General features: G+C 51.3%; 16 protein-coding genes. All 16 read left to right on the forward strand.

The features are described 5' to 3' along the window. Window positions 1-65: 65 nt before the first annotated feature. The 16 genes from nuoH (at window position 66) to J4E05_RS00685 (ending at window position 16,229) form a co-directional block, all read left to right on the forward strand. Window positions 66-1,079 (forward strand): NADH-quinone oxidoreductase subunit NuoH, encoded by a 1,014-nt coding sequence (gene nuoH, locus J4E05_RS00610; RefSeq protein ID WP_085592087.1) that lies wholly within the window; start codon window positions 66-68, stop codon window positions 1,077-1,079. A gap of 31 nt (window positions 1,080-1,110) precedes the next feature. Continuing rightward, a complete protein-coding gene (gene nuoI / locus J4E05_RS00615; protein WP_073954581.1) occupies window positions 1,111-1,599 on the forward strand; it encodes an NADH-quinone oxidoreductase subunit NuoI in 489 nt (162 codons plus the stop codon). 80 nt (window positions 1,600-1,679) lie between these two features. Then, complete coding sequence (locus J4E05_RS00620) at window positions 1,680-2,288, forward strand: NADH-quinone oxidoreductase subunit J (RefSeq protein ID WP_085592089.1); 609 nt, start codon at window positions 1,680-1,682, stop codon at window positions 2,286-2,288. Continuing rightward, a complete protein-coding gene (gene nuoK, locus J4E05_RS00625) occupies window positions 2,288-2,596 on the forward strand; it encodes an NADH-quinone oxidoreductase subunit NuoK (protein ID WP_022732390.1) in 309 nt (102 codons plus the stop codon). The genes J4E05_RS00620 and nuoK overlap by 1 nt, the downstream gene beginning before the upstream one ends. Before the next feature lie 9 nt (window positions 2,597-2,605). Further along, window positions 2,606-4,600, forward strand: a complete 1,995-nt coding sequence (gene nuoL, locus J4E05_RS00630; protein ID WP_349591667.1) for an NADH-quinone oxidoreductase subunit L — start codon at window positions 2,606-2,608, stop codon at window positions 4,598-4,600. A 6-nt stretch (window positions 4,601-4,606) separates the two neighbouring features. Continuing rightward, the gene (locus J4E05_RS00635; RefSeq protein WP_085592093.1) at window positions 4,607-6,124 is read left to right on the forward strand and encodes an NADH-quinone oxidoreductase subunit M; all 1,518 of its coding nucleotides are present in this window, start codon (window positions 4,607-4,609) and stop codon (window positions 6,122-6,124) included. Window positions 6,125-6,135: 11 nt separating this feature from the next. Continuing rightward, a complete protein-coding gene (gene nuoN, locus J4E05_RS00640; protein WP_371455678.1) occupies window positions 6,136-7,575 on the forward strand; it encodes an NADH-quinone oxidoreductase subunit NuoN in 1,440 nt (479 codons plus the stop codon). A 1-nt stretch (window position 7,576) separates the two neighbouring features. Then, complete coding sequence (locus J4E05_RS00645) at window positions 7,577-8,335, forward strand: biotin--[acetyl-CoA-carboxylase] ligase (protein ID WP_349591669.1); 759 nt, start codon at window positions 7,577-7,579, stop codon at window positions 8,333-8,335. 80 nt (window positions 8,336-8,415) lie between these two features. After that, entirely contained in the window at window positions 8,416-9,213 is a 798-nt protein-coding gene (locus tag J4E05_RS00650) for a type III pantothenate kinase (protein WP_349591671.1), read from the forward strand. A gap of 72 nt (window positions 9,214-9,285) precedes the next feature. Then, window positions 9,286-10,959, forward strand: a complete 1,674-nt coding sequence (locus J4E05_RS00655; RefSeq protein ID WP_349591673.1) for a ribonuclease J — start codon at window positions 9,286-9,288, stop codon at window positions 10,957-10,959. Window positions 10,960-11,033: 74 nt separating this feature from the next. Beyond that, complete coding sequence (gene mce, locus J4E05_RS00660) at window positions 11,034-11,438, forward strand: methylmalonyl-CoA epimerase (protein ID WP_349591674.1); 405 nt, start codon at window positions 11,034-11,036, stop codon at window positions 11,436-11,438. A gap of 54 nt (window positions 11,439-11,492) precedes the next feature. Beyond that, window positions 11,493-11,744 carry a DUF1467 family protein gene (locus J4E05_RS00665; RefSeq protein WP_085592101.1) on the forward strand — a complete coding sequence of 84 codons (252 nt, stop codon included), beginning with the start codon at window positions 11,493-11,495 and terminating at the stop codon, window positions 11,742-11,744. Window positions 11,745-12,161: 417 nt separating this feature from the next. Continuing rightward, the gene (locus J4E05_RS00670) at window positions 12,162-12,650 is read left to right on the forward strand and encodes a hypothetical protein (protein WP_349591676.1); all 489 of its coding nucleotides are present in this window, start codon (window positions 12,162-12,164) and stop codon (window positions 12,648-12,650) included. Between the two features lie 185 nt (window positions 12,651-12,835). After that, on the forward strand, window positions 12,836-14,155 hold the full coding sequence (gene proS / locus J4E05_RS00675) for a proline--tRNA ligase (protein WP_349591678.1): 1,320 nt from the start codon (window positions 12,836-12,838) through the stop codon (window positions 14,153-14,155). 96 nt (window positions 14,156-14,251) lie between these two features. Next, window positions 14,252-15,502, forward strand: a complete 1,251-nt coding sequence (locus J4E05_RS00680; protein ID WP_349591680.1) for a lipoprotein-releasing ABC transporter permease subunit — start codon at window positions 14,252-14,254, stop codon at window positions 15,500-15,502. Continuing rightward, window positions 15,495-16,229, forward strand: coding sequence for an ABC transporter ATP-binding protein (locus tag J4E05_RS00685; protein ID WP_085592108.1), 735 nt, complete (start codon window positions 15,495-15,497; stop codon window positions 16,227-16,229). Before J4E05_RS00680 ends, J4E05_RS00685 begins: the two co-directional genes overlap by 8 nt. Window positions 16,230-16,294: the final 65 nt, after the last annotated feature.

The following is a 16,294-nucleotide window of genomic DNA, read 5'->3' on the forward strand; positions in this document are numbered from 1 at the left end:
GTCGCCTTCTCTCGCTAGGGGGTGTCCCGATGACGGGACCAAACGCAAAAGATACGGTTTGACCGATGGAACTTCTTTGGGACGGATATATTCAGCCAGGAATTTGGATCGTCGCTAAAATCTTGGTGATCGTGCTTCCCTTGCTGATTGCTGTTGCCTATCTCACCTATGCGGAACGCAAGGTGATTGGCGCGATGCAAATGCGCAAAGGCCCGAACGTTGTTGGGCCTTTTGGCCTGTTGCAGCCACTGGCCGACGGCTTGAAGCTGTTTTTGAAGGAAACGGTCATTCCGACCAGTGCCAACAAGGCGGTGTTTCTGATTGCACCGATGTTGACCTTCATTCTTGCACTTGTCGCCTGGGCCGTGATCCCGTTTGGCGAAGGGTTGGTGGTTTCCAACCTTAACGTTGGTATTCTGTACCTGTTCGCCATTTCGTCACTTGGTGTTTACGGCATCGTGATGGCAGGTTGGGCGTCGAACTCCAAATACGCTTTTCTGGGTGCTTTGCGCTCGGCGGCGCAGATGGTGTCCTATGAAATCTCGATCGGTCTGATCATTATTTCGGTTCTGCTGACCACCGGGTCGTTGAACCTTAGTGACATTGTTCTTGCGCAGTCCGGCGGGATCTGGAATTGGAACTTCATCTATCATCTGCCGATGTTTGTGATTTTCATTGTTTCGATCCTTGCGGAAACAAACCGCGCCCCGTTTGACCTTCCCGAAGCGGAAGCCGAACTGGTGTCGGGTTATAACGTTGATTATTCAGCAATGACCTTTGCGCTGTTTTTCCTTGGCGAATACGCCAACATGATTTTGATGAGCGCTCTTTGCGCGACCCTGTTTCTGGGGGGCTGGCAAGCGCCGTTGCCTTTCCTGGATTTCATTCCCGGTCCGTTATGGCTCATCATCAAGATCTGTATGGTTCTGTTCATTTTTCTCTGGGTGCGTGCGACTTTCCCGCGTTACCGCTATGACCAGCTGATGCGTCTGGGCTGGAAGATTTTCCTGCCGCTGTCATTTGCCTGGGTCATGCTGGTTGCTACGTTCCTGGTAGTTTTCGACAAAGTCCCGGCCTGATCGCCGCGCATCGGGAAGAGAGAGGTAAACGATGTCATTTATAGATCGGACGGCCCGGAGTTTCCTGCTGGTGGAACTACTTTCCGGTATGGCGCTCACCTTCAAATATATGTTCAAGCCGAAGGTGACGCTGAATTATCCGTATGAAAAAGGTCCGCTGAGCCCGCGTTTCCGTGGCGAACATGCGCTGCGCCGATACCCGAACGGGGAAGAGCGCTGCATCGCATGCAAGTTGTGCGAAGCTATTTGTCCGGCACAGGCGATCACTATCGAGGTCGAACCGCGTCTTGACGGATCCCGTCGTACAACGCGTTACGACATTGATATGACGAAGTGCATTTACTGCGGTTTCTGCGAAGAAGCCTGCCCGGTGGATGCAATCGTTGAAGGTCCGAACTTTGAGTTCGCAACCGAAAACCGCGAGGAGCTTCTTTACGATAAAGACAAGCTTCTTGAAAATGGCGAGCGTTGGGAAGCCGAGCTTGCTGCACGATTGGAGGCAGACGCACCTTATCGGTAAGTGTCGCGTCTGATCGTTTGGAAAAAGTTCATGGAGCGCCTTCCGCCGCTTGCGGGGGCGTTTCGCCAAGGGGGTACCTTATGGTCGTACAGGCTTTGGCTTTCTATTTGTTCGCCATTATTGCAGTTATCTCTGCCGCCATGGTGGTAACTGTTCGCAACCCGGTTCATTCGGTGTTGTTTCTTATTCTGACGTTTTTCAACGCTGCCGGGCTTTTTGTCCTGTTGGGCGCTGAATTTCTCGCCATGCTTCTGGTTGTTGTGTATGTCGGCGCCATCGCAGTTCTGTTCATGTTCGTCGTCATGATGCTCGACATTAACTTTGTCGAAATGCGTGAAGGCTTTTTGAACTATCTGCCGATTGGTGTGCTGGTTGCCGCCGTATTGTTTGTTGAGCTGGCCTTTGTTGGTGGCGGTTGGGTTATGACCGATGCCAAAATGGCTGCCATTGCCCAACCGGTTCCCGCCGGGGTTGGTAATGTCAATGCGTTGGGCATGCTGCTTTACACCGACTATGCTTATATCTTCCAGGCTGCCGGTCTGGTGTTGTTAACAGCAATGATCGGCGCAATCGTTCTGACCCTGCGTCATCGTGAAGGTGTCCGTCGCCAGAATATTTCCCAGCAGGTCCAGCGCCAGCGCGCCGAGACCCTTGAAATCAAAAAAGTACCGGTCGGTAGGGGGATCTGATGGAAATCGGACTTGCTCATTACCTGACTGTCGCTGCCATCCTGTTCACCCTCGGGATTTTCGGTATCTTCATGAACCGGAAGAACGTCATCATCATCATGATGTCGATCGAACTGATGCTGCTGGCAGTCAATATCAATTTTGTCGCGTTTTCGTCCTTTCTGGGCGATCTGGTCGGCCAGGTTTTCACCATCTTCGTTTTGACGGTTGCGGCGGCGGAAGCTGCCATCGGCCTTGCGATCCTGGTGGTTTATTTCCGTAATCGCGGCACGATCGCGGTTGAAGATATCAACATGATGAAGGGGTAAGGCACAGATATGTACGCTCTGATCGTTTTCCTGCCCCTTATCGCGGCCATCATTGCCGGTTTGATCACCCTTTCCGGGGCGATGAAAACGGCCAATGCACCTGCTGCCCATGATGATCATCATCACGGTATTTCAACTTCCGACCGTTTGTCGCAGCTTGTAACTGTGGCTGGTGTGGTAACGGCGGCGGCCTTGTCTGTTGCTGCCTTTATCGACGTTGCCCTTAACGGCAATCCGGTAACGCTTGATCTGTTTACCTGGATCAGTTCGGGTGACTTCACGGCAAACTGGTCGCTTCGTTTTGATACGCTGACCTGCGTTATGCTGATTGTGGTAACCGGTGTGTCGTCGATGGTTCATATCTATTCCATCGGCTATATGTCGCACGACCCCGACAAACCCCGTTTTATGGCTTATCTCAGCCTGTTTACCTTTGCCATGCTGATGCTGGTGACGGCAGACAACCTGATCCAGCTGTTTTTCGGTTGGGAAGGCGTTGGTCTTGCATCTTATTTGCTGATCGGTTTCTGGTATTCCAAGCCGTCAGCCTCGGCTGCTGCGATCAAGGCGTTCCTGGTTAACCGTGTTGGCGACTTTGGTTTCGCACTGGGTATCTTTGCTGTTTATGTGCTGTTTGGCACTGTTCAGTTCGATACCATTTTTGCCAATGCTGAAGAAGTTTCCGGCGCTACGCTGGTATTTCTGGGACATGACTTTTCCGCGCTGAACATTGCAACCTTTTTGCTGTTTATTGGCGCGATGGGTAAATCGGCCCAGTTGGGCCTGCATACCTGGTTGCCAGATGCGATGGAAGGTCCGACGCCGGTTTCCGCGCTTATTCACGCAGCAACGATGGTGACAGCGGGTGTGTTCATGGTCGCGCGTTTGTCGCCGATCTTTGAATATGCCGAAACCACACTCGCGATCGTGACGGTTGTTGGTGCAACGACGGCATTCTTTGCAGCGACCATCGGTTGCGTTCAGAATGACATCAAACGCGTGATTGCCTATTCAACCTGCTCTCAGCTTGGCTATATGTTCTTTGCTTGCGGCGTTTCTGCCTATAGTGCCGGCGTATTTCACCTGATGACACATGGCTTCTTCAAGGCTTTGCTGTTCCTCAGTGCCGGTTCGGTCATCCATGCGATGTCTGACGAACAGGACATGCGCAAGATGGGTGGCATTGCAAAGATGGTACCGCTGACCTTTGGTGTCATGGTGATCGGGACCCTGGCCATTACCGGTGTTCCGGGGCTGGCTGGTTACTATTCCAAGGACATGATCATTGAAAGCGCGTTTGCCGCTCATACCGGTGTTGGTACTTATGCTTTCTGGATGGGTATCATTGCGGCCTTCATGACATCATTCTATAGCTGGCGTCTGATTTTCATGACCTTCTTTGGCGCGCCGCGTGCGGATGAACGCACAATGGCCCATGTTCATGAAAGCCCGGCTGTCATGACGGTTCCGTTGCTGATCCTGGCGGTTGGTGCAGTTTTCGCTGGCTGGTTTGCCGTAAACTGGTTTGGTGGCAATTACGAAGAAATGCTGTCCTTCTGGAACGGTGCGATCTTTGTTTCTGAAAACCATCAGGCGCTTGAACATTCTCATCATGTTCCCGAGTGGGTCAAAATGGCACCGTTTGTTGCCATGATGCTTGGCCTTGCTTTGGCTGTGCTGATGTATCGTCTGGTGCCGTCACTGCCGCGGACTTTGGCGAATACCTTTAACGGTATCTACCGCTTCTTGCTGAACAAATGGTATTTCGACGAGCTGTATAACGCGATCTTCGTCAAGCCGGCCTTTGCTTTGGGTCGTGGCTTCTGGAAGGCAGGCGATGGCGCCCTGATCGACGGTGTTGGTCCGGACGGTGTTGCTGCAGCGTGTCGTAATATTGCGCGGCGTGTCAGCGCCTTGCAAAGCGGCTTCGTCTACCACTATGCGTTTGCCATGCTGATCGGCATCGCGGCCTTGGTGTCTTACACAATCTGGAAGATGGGTTAACGGGCGATGAGTGAATGGCCAATTCTTTCGATCATCACTTTTTTACCGCTATTGGGGGCATTTTTTATCCTCCTGATCCGCGGTGAAGAAGCGAATGTCGCCCGCAACTCGCGCTGGGTCGCGCTGTGGACGTCTGGATTTACTTTCCTGGCATCACTGATGCTGTGGATCAACTTTGATACAACAACCGCAAATTTCCAGTTCGTCGAAAAGGCGGAATGGATGCCGGGCCTTAATGTGTCCTATCACATGGGCGTCGATGGTATTTCGGTTCTGTTTGTTATCCTCGCAACGTTCCTGACCCCGATCTGCATTCTTTCCGCATGGGAAGCTGTTCAGAAACGGGTCAAGGAATACATGATCGCGTTTCTGGTTCTTGAAACCATGATGGTCGGTATGTTCAGCTCGCTTGATGCCATGCTGTTCTACATCTTCTTTGAAGGTGTGCTGATTCCGATGTTTATCATCATTGGTGTCTGGGGTGGGCCGCGCCGCGTATATGCAGCTTTCAAGCTGTTCCTTTATACGTTGCTGGGTTCGGTTTTGATGCTGGTCGCGTTGATGGCAATGTATTTCGATGCCGGTACCAGCGACATTCCAACCCTGATGACACATACCTTCAGCTATCAGGCTCAGCTTTGGATGTGGCTTGCGTTCTTTGCTTCCTTTGCGGTCAAGGTGCCGATGTGGCCGGTCCACACCTGGTTGCCGGATGCCCACGTGGAAGCACCGACAGCAGGTTCGGTTATTCTGGCTGGCGTGTTGCTGAAAATGGGCGGTTATGGCTTCTTGCGGTTCTCGCTGCCGATGTTGCCGTTGGCATCGGAAACCTTTGCGCCGCTGATTTTTACCCTGTCGATTGTTGCCATTATCTATACGTCCCTTGTGGCACTGGCACAGGAAGACATGAAAAAGCTGATCGCTTATTCCTCTGTCGCGCATATGGGTATTGTCACCGTGGGTGCCTTTACCTTTAATCAGCACGGTCTTGAGGGTTCGATCTTTCAGATGCTCAGCCACGGTGTGGTTTCGGGGGCCTTGTTCCTGTGTGTCGGTGTGGTTTATGACCGCATTCATACCCGTGAGATTGACGCCTATGGCGGGCTGGTACACCGGATGCCGGGATATGCCGTCACGTTCATGTTCTTTACCATGGCGTCGGTTGGTTTGCCGGGTACGGGTGGTTTCGTTGGCGAAATTATGACCCTTCTGGGGGCATTTGAAGCCAATACCTGGGTTGCATTTTTTGCCTCTACCGGTCTGATCCTGGGGGCTGCTTATGCGCTGTATCTTTATCGCCGGATCGTTTTCGGGGCCCTGACCAAGGAAAACCTGAAAAACATCCTCGATATGAGCCCGCGTGAATGGCTGCTGTTTGCACCGCTGATTATTGTTGTTTTCTGGATGGGGATTTACCCCAGCTCGTTCCTCGATATCATGCATGCATCGGTTCTGCATTTGGTCAACCAAGTTGAAACGGCGCAGGCCGCTGCGGCAAGTGCCGCGCAGCTTGCGGCGAATTAAGGGGAATGAACATGGGAGATTCTATGCTCAACCTCGGGGCGGCGTTGCCCGAAATTTTTATGGCCGTGGCATCGCTTGCGTTGTTGATGCTGGGCGTTTTCACCGGCAAGGATCGTTCGTTCCGTACTGTTTCCTGGGCCGCGGTTGGTGCCATGGTTATCGCCCTGATCCTTGTGATCACGGGCGAGGGCGGGGCCGCTTTTTCGGGCCAGTTCCTGGCTGATCCGTTTGCGCGGTTCTGCAAGGTTCTGATCCTGATCGGTTCTGCACTTGGTGTGATCATGTCGATGAAGTTCGCTGAACGCGAACGGATGGCACGATTTGAATTTCCGATTCTGTTGATGCTGGCAACCCTTGGCATGATGGCGATGGTGTCGGCATCCGACATGCTGTCGCTTTATGTCGGCTTGGAATTGCAGAGTCTTGCGCTTTACGTTGTTGCGGCCATTCGTCGTGACACGGTGCGCGCCACGGAATCCGGCCTGAAATACTTTGTTCTGGGGTCTATTGCATCGGGCATGCTGCTTTATGGTATGTCGATGGTTTATGGCTTTACCGGGTCGACCAACTTTGCCGTTATTAGCGATGCGGTGAGCAATGGTGGCTTGTCGGTAGGTACTTTGGTTGGTCTGGCATTTATTTTTGCCGGTCTGTGCTTCAAGGTATCGGCTGCACCTTTCCACATGTGGACGCCGGATGTGTACGAAGGTGCCCCAACCCCGGTTACTGCCTTTTTCGCTGTTGCTCCGAAAATTGCCGGTCTGGCATTGTTCGTGCGTGTAGCGTTGGGGCCGTTTGCCCACGTCGTTGCTGACTGGCAACAGATCATTGTTCTGGTTTCCATCCTGTCGATGGTCTGGGGCTCGTTCGCGGCTTTGCGTCAGAACAATATCAAACGTCTGATGGCTTATTCATCCATTGGCCATGTCGGCTTTGCCCTTGTTGGCCTTGCCGCAGGAACCGAAGCCGGTGTTCAGGCTGTGCTGGTATATCTGGGTATTTATCTGGTGATGAATATCGGCACCTTTGCCGTGATCCTGTCGATGCGTCGTCATGATCGTATGGTGGAAGAAATTGCCGATCTTTCAGGTCTGTCGCGGACCAAACCGTTAATGGCGGCTGTTAGTGCGCTTCTGATGTTCTCGATGGCCGGTATCCCGCCGCTCGCAGGGTTCTTTGGTAAGTTTTATGTATTTAAGGCAGCGGTTGATTCCGGCCTGATTACCCTTGCAGTGATTGGTCTGGTGACGTCGGTTGTTAGCGCATATTACTATTTGCGCGTTATCAAGGTCATGTATTTCGATGAGCCCGTTGAAGGTTTTGACCGGAATGGCACCGAACTTAACGTGATCATGGCTGTTGCTACCATCATTATTCTGGTTTTTGCGTTCTTCCCGAACCCGTTAACCGATAGTGCTGCTGCGGCGGCGTCTGCCCTGTTCGGACATTGATATGACGGATCCTGTCGTTCGCCTTCCTAACGGATATGTTCTGCATTTCCACGAAGTCATCGACAGCACGAATGAAGAGGCAAAGCGCCTCGGAGATAAGGGCGCCCCTGGTGGCGCCCTTATTTGGGCCCGGCGCCAACTTGCAGGGCGGGGACGACGCGGTCGGGAATGGAAGTCGCCTGTTGGCAATTTGTTTTTGTCATTGTTGCTCCGGCCTGATGGCCCATTACAGGAAACGGCCCGGCTGACATTTCTGGCGGCCCTGGCAATGGCCGAAGCCATTGATATGGTCACGGCAAGGCAGGTTGTTGCACAATGTAAATGGCCCAATGACCTTATGGTAGATGGGCGCAAGCTGTGTGGTATATTGCTTGAAAGTGCCTCTGTCTCTGGTCGTGATACCGATTATCTGGTGATTGGGACGGGGGTGAATATTGCGTTTCATCCTGATGATAGTGAACGTCCTTCGATATCACTTGCCAGTTTGGGCGCGATGATCCGTACCGAAGATCTGATTTCTGCCTATGTTTCCCGGATGGACGATTTATTGGACCAGTGGCACATACATGGCTTTGATGCCGTGCGTGAAAGCTGGCTGGCACGTGCGTATGGTTTTGGTGACCCTATTGTTGCCAGGTTAAGTGAACGAACCCTTGCTGGAACTTTCGTCGGGCTTGATCACGGCGGTTCGTTGATTTTAAAAGACCAAGAGGGCATTGAACATATTATCGGTGCTGGCGAAGTGTTTTTTAAAAGCTGATCCGGTAATTCTTTAAGTGCAGGTCCAATATATAGGACCGGGACGTTTCTGGCGTTTTAACCAGGGAACCATGATCGACCATGTTGCTGGCAATAGATGCTGGAAATACCAATATCGTTTTTGCTGTATTTGATGGGGATACCATTAAAGGACAGTGGCGCTGTTCTACGACAGTTGAGCGTACAGCAGACGAACTGGGTGTCTGGCTTCATCATCTTTTTGAATTATCAGGTGTGCCGCGTACCGCGATTAGCGGAGCGATTATTGCTACGGTGGTGCCTGCTGCCGAGTTCAGTTTGAAAACCCTGTGTCGTCAATATTTTAATGTTGAGCCAATGGTTGTTGGGACGCCCAATGTTGATTTGAAAATGAAAATCATCATGGATCGTCCCAGTGAAGTTGGCGCAGATCGCCTGGTAAATGCTGTTGCTGCACATCGTTTGTTTGGGGGACCATTGGTTGTGCTGGATTTCGGAACAGCGACGACCTTTGATGTTGTTGACGAGCAGGGCAATTATTTGGGCGGGGTAATTGCACCGGGTGTCAATTTATCCATTAAGGCCCTGCATATGGCGGCGGCCCAGTTGCCAATGGTTGCTGTCGAGGCCCCCGGCAATGTTGTTGGCAAAAATACAATCGAAGCTATGCAGTCCGGTGTTTACTGGGGCTATATTTCCATGATCGAAGGGCTGTTGATGCGTATTCGTCATCAGCAAAACGAACCGGCAATGAAAGTTGTGGCTACCGGTGGTCTGGCCCCGTTATTTGCGCGCGCGATTGACGAAATTGGTCATTCGCATGGTGATTTGACGATGATGGGCCTTTTGATGATATATCGTCAGAATTTGGAAAACGACAAAGCCGGACATTTGGCGTAAAAGAATTATGTTATTGGCTGCGTATGGTTTTTCATACGCATGCAATCGGTTTGATCGAAAAAGTGAGGTTTCGTGGATTTGTTTTTGCCAAAGGATGAGTTGCTGTTTGTCCCGCTGGGTGGTTCCGGCGAGATCGGGATGAACCTTAATCTCTATGGCTATAATGACCAGTGGTTAATGGTTGATATGGGGGTTTCTTTTGGTGAGGAGGGTTTGCCTGGCGTAGACGTTGTCATGCCGGACCCGACCTTTATCGAAGACCGCAAAGACAAACTCCTGGGCCTGGTTTTAACCCACGCGCATGAAGATCATCTTGGGGCGGTTCCCTATATGTGGCCGCGCTTGCGTTGCCCTATTTATGCAACGCCGTTTGCCGCCGAATTTTTACGAGCCAAACTGGCCGAAACCGATTTTGCTGATCAGGTGCCCATTCATGAAGTTGAACTGGGCGGTCGCTTTAAGCTGGGCGCATTTGATATCGAAATGGTCACCATGACCCATTCGATACTGGAGCCAAACGCCCTTGCAATTCGTACCCCCAAAGGGCTGGTTGTGCATACGGGCGACTGGAAGTTCGATCCCGATCCGCAAATCGGCAGTGCAGCGGATATGGCGAAGCTGGAAGCCCTGGGCGATGAGGGCGTGAACGCCCTGATTTGTGACTCGACCAATGTATTTTCCCAGGGGGAAACCGGTTCGGAAGGGCAAGTCGCACGTAATTTGGCAGATTTGTTTGCCAAAACCCCGACCGGTCGTATTGCCATCGCCTGTTTTGCCACGAATGTAGCGCGTATTCAGTCGATTATCGAGGCTGCACACGAAAACGGACGCTGCGTTGCCCTGGCAGGCCGGTCCATGCGCCGGGTTACGGAAGCGGCAAAAAAGGTGGGTTATCTTACCGGGTATCCCAATCTTTTATCTGATGAAGATGCGATGGAAGTTCCCAAGGATCAGGTGTTATTGATTTGCACCGGATCACAAGGTGAACCCCGTGCCGCAATGGCCCGCATCGCGCGGGGAGAACACCCGACAATCCAGCTTGATGCCGGCGATACGGTTGTCTTTTCGGCGCGTGAAATTCCCGGTAACGAAAAATCGATCGGGTTTATTCAGAACTCGCTGATCAAACGGGGGATCAACGTGATTACCGCCCGTGACGAACCAATTCATGTTTCGGGCCACCCGGGGCGGGCTGATCTTGCGCGCATGTATCAGTTGACACGGCCAAAAATTCTGGTGCCCGTTCATGGGGAACCTCGCCACTTGCGAGAGCAGGCCAATCTGGGACGGGAATGCCAGATACCTGAAACAGTGGTCCCCCATGATGGCACGGTTATTCGCCTGTCTCCGGGCTTTGCCAGTGTGATTGAGGAAGTTGATACCGGTATTCTGTGCCTGGATGGCGGGCGGCTGATCAAGCGGGATTCCAATACCATTCGTAACCGTAATCGCATCATGTGGAATGGCGTGATGTTTGTGACCGTGGTGCTTAATCAGTTTGGTGAAATGGTGGGCGAGCCCATGATTACCGCCCCCAGTCTTTTTGACGAAGCTGATGATGACGTTCAATTGAACCGGTTTGCTGCTGAAATTGGCAATCGTGTTGATCAGCTCGACGATGATGAAGTGTTGAACGATTCCGCAGTAATTTTGGCCATTCGCCAAGCCGTGCGCCGACCCATTCGCCAGCGGCAGGGCAAACGTCCGTTGATCGAAGTTCATTTGATGCGTGTAACCGAAGAATAATGCGTATTGCCCCGATCTGCCTGAAAGGGCCGGGGCAATATCTGTTTTAATCAGGATGCAATCAGGAGCCCGCGATGATTGGCCGTCTAAATCATGTTGCCATTGCCGTTCCCGATCTGGATGAAGGCATACGCCTTTACCGTGATGTGCTGGGTGCGCATGTTTCCGAACCGCAAGATGAGCCTGATCATGGCGTTCGCGTGGTTTTTGTCGAATTGCCCAATACCAAAATTGAATTGTTATATCCGTTGGGTGACAATTCGCCGATCCAGGCATTTCTGGAAAAAAATACCGCCGGTGGCATTCATCATGTTTGTTATGAGGTTGAGGATATTCTGGTTGCACGTGACCGTTTAGTTGCGCAAGGTGCGCGTATTCTTGGAACGGGCGAACCAAAGATCGGTGCACATGGCAAACCGGTTCTGTTTTTGCATCCCAAGGATTTTAATGGCACGCTGGTTGAGCTTGAACAAAGCTGAGAAAGGGTAACGGCTTTTTTATAGTCGGCTTAACTGTTTATGTAAGGATATCCCATGGGCTGGTTTTCGGGTTTGGTCACCTATCTAATTATTTGGTGGCTGGTTTTGTTCACGGTCTTGCCGGTTGGGGTCCGTCGGCAGGAAGTTGTTGAAAAAGGCCATGATAGTGGTGCGCCGCAAAACCCGCATATGTGGAAAAAAATACTGGCGACATCGTTGATATCGGCAATTCTGTGGGGCGTGGCATATTTTGTGATTACCAGTGGCCTGATTGATATTCGCCCGGCAGCTGACGCCTTTAAATAGGTGCAGTAAATATACCTGATGTCGGAAAAAGGGAAAATCTTTAAGGATTTCTCCTTTTTTGTTGGGCGATTATCCTTGCGGGAACAAAAAAAAAGCAAGATCCTAAGATCTTGCTTTAGCGCTATTTTATAGCTGTTTTCCCGTTATCTTTATTACTTCCTCCTAGACCTGGGCTCATTGGCACAGGTTTCTATTCGACGTCGCGCCTGCTTCTTTTGTGCTTATTGGCAAAAAAGCCTCCCGCATTTTATGAGCGGCTGCGGATCGTCTGTCCGTTACGATCTTGCGTCGTTTCAGGACGGTTAAAAAGCCATATAATTCACGATTATGCAAGATGTTTTGACCAAACTTCACAAATGCATGTAACGTTGTGTAACAAAATTATGTTACGTCAAATAGTTAGAAGGTGTTTTTGCCATGAAGCTGTTTGTTTGTTCGCGCTTTAAAAGGGCGTGTTTACAGGTGCTTGTGCCTGTTTTTGCCGTAATTACAGCGCTGATGAATCCTGTTTTTGCTGCGGATTCTGCACAAAAAGATTCGGGTGCATCAAGTACCCCAACCGTGACGGTGACCAAGGATGCCTGTCAGGCTGTTGTGGCATATCAACCGGATGCCGGTGTTGCGTATCAACCCGGCGTTGACGTTAATGGCAAAGCCGTAACGCCTGCCGAAGGCCCCGGGGTAGAAACAAATCCGATTATCCTGCCGGATGTGATCGAATTTCCCGTCACGATCGATTTTTTTAAATTTGCCGGTATTTCGACACCGGCAGGAATTAGCGGCGAGGGAGACCTTGGCCGGATTACATATCGCAACGGTCAAGTCTATTTTGATGACAAACCAATTGGAAATGCTGCCCACAATGCCGATTTGATTGCAGCATGTCAGGCTGCGGGGTATCGTTGATCCTCTTGGAAGATGCGTGCAGGGAATTTTATATGGTTCAGGTCTGATGTTTTCTTAGATTTTGGTCCGGGTCTATTCCGGCAAATTTCAAGTTCCGTCTTGCCTTTCCGCTGTGGCTGTCGCATGTTCCGGGCAAGATTTTTGGTAATTGTTACCTTCCCAGATTGCTTTATTACGAGGCATTGATGCGTCTTTCCCAGTTCTTCCTGCCCACCCTTAAAGAAACCCCGTCAGAAGCGCAGATCGTTTCTCATCGGTTGATGTTGCGCGCCGGGATGGTGCGGCAGCTTTCGGCTGGCATTTATTCCTGGCTGCCGCTGGGATATCGCGTTCTCAAAAAGATCGAACAGATTGTTCGTGAAGAGCAGGATGCCATTGGCTGTAACGAACTGCTGATGCCAACCATTCAGCCTGCCGAGTTGTGGCAGGAAAGCGGCCGTTATGAAGATTACGGGCTGGAAATGCTGCGCATTACCGATCGACATGATCGCAACATGCTGTTTGGGCCGACCAATGAAGAAGTCATTACGGATATTTTCCGTAAAGATATTCGGTCCTATAAGCAGGTGCCGCAGATGTTGTACCATATTCAGTGGAAATTCCGTGACGAGATCCGCCCGCGCTTTGGCGTGATGCGGGGTCGCGAATTTCTGATGAAAGATGCGTATTCGTTCGACATCGACTACGAAAGCTCCCGTCATGCCTATAACAAAATGTTTTTGGCCTATTGCCGGACATTTTCGCGACTGGGCGTGAAGGCCATTCCGATGGTTGCCGATACAGGCCCGATTGGTGGCGATTTAAGCCATGAATTTATTATTCTGGCGGAAACCGGTGAAAGCGAAGTTTTCTGCGATAAGAAATGGCTGGAAAAAGACCTGACCGGGCAGGGTGTTGATTTAAATGATCGCACCAACCTTGAAGGCTGGGTCCAGACCACGCTGGAAGATTATGCCGCGACCGACGAAAAACACGTGGCCGAAGATTGCCCGGTTGCAAGTGGTGACCTGATTGCCACGCGTGGCATTGAAGTTGGTCATATCTTCCATTTTGGCAGCAAATATTCCGAACCGATGGGGGCAACTGTCCTGGGCCCCGATGGCAAGGAAGTGCCGGTCATGATGGGGTCGTATGGAATTGGTGTGTCCCGTCTTGTTGGTGCCCTGATTGAGGCGTCACACGATGAAAACGGCATTATCTGGCCCGAAGAAGTGGCCCCTTTCCGGGTTGGTCTGATCAATTTGCGCACCGGTGACGATGCGTGTGATGCCGCCTGCGAAGATATTTATGGCAAACTCAAAAATGCCAAAATTGATGTGCTGTATGACGACCGTGACATTCGTGCCGGCGGTAAGTTTGCCGATATGGACCTGATCGGCTTGCCCTGGCAGATCGTGATTGGGCCCAAAGGGTTGGCCAATGGTGTTGTGGAACTTAAAAACCGTAAATCCGGTGAACGTTCCGAAGTCACCCTTGAGGCTGCCTTTAGCCAGATCGGTATCTGATGCCGGATACGGGGCGGGATGACCGCCCCGTACGAAAATTTGATATGACCCATACGGGTTTCAGACGAAACCCTTCTCCACAAGGATGATGTGCCTATGTTCAGTCCGTTCGAACGCATGGTGGCGTTTCGCTATCTGCGTCCCCGTCGGCAGGAAGGCTTTGTCTCGGTAATTGCGATTTTTTCGTTGCTTGGCATTATGCTGGGTGTGGCGACGCTGATTATCGTGATGTCCGTGATGAACGGTTTTCGTGCCGAACTGCTGTCTCGCATTCTTGGACTGAACGGGCATATATCGGTTTACGCACAAAACCCTGACGGCTTGCCTGATTATGCCGATATTGAAAAAAAGATTGTTGAAACCGGCAATATAACGCTGGTCAATCCGATTGTTGAAGGCCAGGTCATGGCCTCGAAAAGCGGGCGGGCGACCGGTGCGATTGTACGTGGCATGCTGCCTGACGATATCGTCAAGCGCGATACACTGGCTGACAACATCGTTTTTGGCAGCCTGAAAGATTTTAAAGGCGACGATGCGATCATTATGGGCGCACGTCTTGCGATGAAACTGGGCCTGGGTGTTGGCGATACGGTTAATCTGATTTCGCCCAAAGGCAAGGTTACGGCATTTGGGTCGGTCCCGCGGATGCGGTCCTACCATGTGGTCGCTCTGTTTGATATTGGCATGTATGAATACGATTCCGGGTTCATCTTTATGCCAATGCAGGCAGCACAGACCTATTTTCAAATGTCAGGCAAGATTTCAAATTTTGAAATTGTGTTGAAGGATCCATCGCGTCTTTCCGATACGATGGATGATTTGCTGCAAAATTTACGCGGTGAAAATTTGCGACTGGTGAACTGGCAACAGTCCAATTCCAATTTCTTCAATGCCTTGCAGGTCGAACGTAATGTGATGTTCCTGATCCTGACGCTGATTATTCTGGTGGCTGCCTTTAATATCATTTCCGGTATGGTGATGCTGGTGAAGGATAAGGGGCGTGACATTGCGATTTTGCGCACCATGGGGGCGACGCGTGGGGCTGTGTTGCGGATCTTCTTTTTGACCGGTGCGTCGATTGGCGTGTTGGGAACGTTAAGTGGTTTGCTGCTGGGTGTTGTGTTTTGTGAAAATATCGAAAGCATCCGCCAGTTTATTCAAAGCTTGACCGGTGCCGATCTGTTTAACGCTGAAATATACTTCCTGTCGCAATTGCCTGCCGATCTTGATGTCAATGAAGTGGTCATGGTCTGCCTGATGTCGCTGGCATTGTCGTTCCTGGCAACGATTTACCCGGCATGGCGCGCGTCGCGCCTCGATCCGGTGGAGGCGTTGCGGTATGAATGATGTGCAGAAAAAATCGGCCGCCCAGCGTCAAGTAAAACCGATGCTGAAACTTGAAAAGGTTGTGCGCTCTTTTTCGCAAGGGGCGGAAAAACTTGAAGTTCTAAAAGCGATTGATCTGACAATTAACGAAGGCGAGATTGTCGCCCTTGTCGGTCCGTCGGGCGCAGGTAAATCAACTTTGCTTCAGATCGCGGGGTTGCTGGAGCGCCCGGATTCGGGAAGCGTTTCGATTGGCGGAAAACGCAGTACCGATCTGTCCGATCTGGCGCGCACCGAAATGCGCCGAAATCATATTGGCTTTGTGTATCAGTACCATCATTTATTGCCAGAGTTTTCGGCACTTGAAAATGTGGTTATTCCGCAAATGATTGCCGGTCTGAAACGCAAGGATGCCGAAGTTCGTGCGATGGAGCTGTTGCAATGCCTGGGTATTGAAGCCCGTGCGCAACATCGCCCCGCACGCTTGTCAGGTGGGGAACAGCAACGTGTTGCTGTTGCCCGGGCGCTTGCCAATGTGCCCGATGTGTTATTTGCGGATGAACCAACAGGTAACCTGGACCCGCAAACGGCGGATAATGTTTTTGGTATGCTGGTGTCGCTGGTGCGTCAAACGGGGTTGGCGTCGTTAATTGCAACGCATAACCCGGAACTGGCCCGGCAGATGGACCGTATCATTACGTTGCGCGATGGTCACCTTGTCGAAATTGATCCGGAAACACTTTCATAATCGGGTTTCGGTTCCTATAAATGTATGATCGGCGGGCGCCCTTGTGGCGCCCTTGGTCTTTGTTG

Source organism: Thalassospira sp. NFXS8, from assembly GCF_040148805.1.
Lineage (GTDB): Bacteria > Pseudomonadota > Alphaproteobacteria > Rhodospirillales > Thalassospiraceae > Thalassospira.

Coding starts and splice junctions, on each gene's coding strand:
- proS (WP_349591678.1), top strand. CDS start 12,836: ATGCGTCTTTCCCAGTTCTTCCTGCCCACCCTTAAAGAAACCCCGTCA.
- nuoL (WP_349591667.1), top strand. CDS start 2,606: ATGTACGCTCTGATCGTTTTCCTGCCCCTTATCGCGGCCATCATTGCC.
- nuoN (WP_371455678.1), top strand. CDS start 6,136: ATGGGAGATTCTATGCTCAACCTCGGGGCGGCGTTGCCCGAAATTTTT.
- J4E05_RS00670 (WP_349591676.1), top strand. CDS start 12,162: ATGAAGCTGTTTGTTTGTTCGCGCTTTAAAAGGGCGTGTTTACAGGTG.
- mce (WP_349591674.1), top strand. CDS start 11,034: ATGATTGGCCGTCTAAATCATGTTGCCATTGCCGTTCCCGATCTGGAT.
- J4E05_RS00620 (WP_085592089.1), top strand. CDS start 1,680: ATGGTCGTACAGGCTTTGGCTTTCTATTTGTTCGCCATTATTGCAGTT.
- J4E05_RS00635 (WP_085592093.1), top strand. CDS start 4,607: ATGAGTGAATGGCCAATTCTTTCGATCATCACTTTTTTACCGCTATTG.
- J4E05_RS00665 (WP_085592101.1), top strand. CDS start 11,493: ATGGGCTGGTTTTCGGGTTTGGTCACCTATCTAATTATTTGGTGGCTG.
- J4E05_RS00645 (WP_349591669.1), top strand. CDS start 7,577: ATGACGGATCCTGTCGTTCGCCTTCCTAACGGATATGTTCTGCATTTC.
- nuoK (WP_022732390.1), top strand. CDS start 2,288: ATGGAAATCGGACTTGCTCATTACCTGACTGTCGCTGCCATCCTGTTC.
- nuoI (WP_073954581.1), top strand. CDS start 1,111: ATGTCATTTATAGATCGGACGGCCCGGAGTTTCCTGCTGGTGGAACTA.
- nuoH (WP_085592087.1), top strand. CDS start 66: ATGGAACTTCTTTGGGACGGATATATTCAGCCAGGAATTTGGATCGTC.
- J4E05_RS00685 (WP_085592108.1), top strand. CDS start 15,495: ATGAATGATGTGCAGAAAAAATCGGCCGCCCAGCGTCAAGTAAAACCG.
- J4E05_RS00650 (WP_349591671.1), top strand. CDS start 8,416: ATGTTGCTGGCAATAGATGCTGGAAATACCAATATCGTTTTTGCTGTA.
- J4E05_RS00680 (WP_349591680.1), top strand. CDS start 14,252: ATGTTCAGTCCGTTCGAACGCATGGTGGCGTTTCGCTATCTGCGTCCC.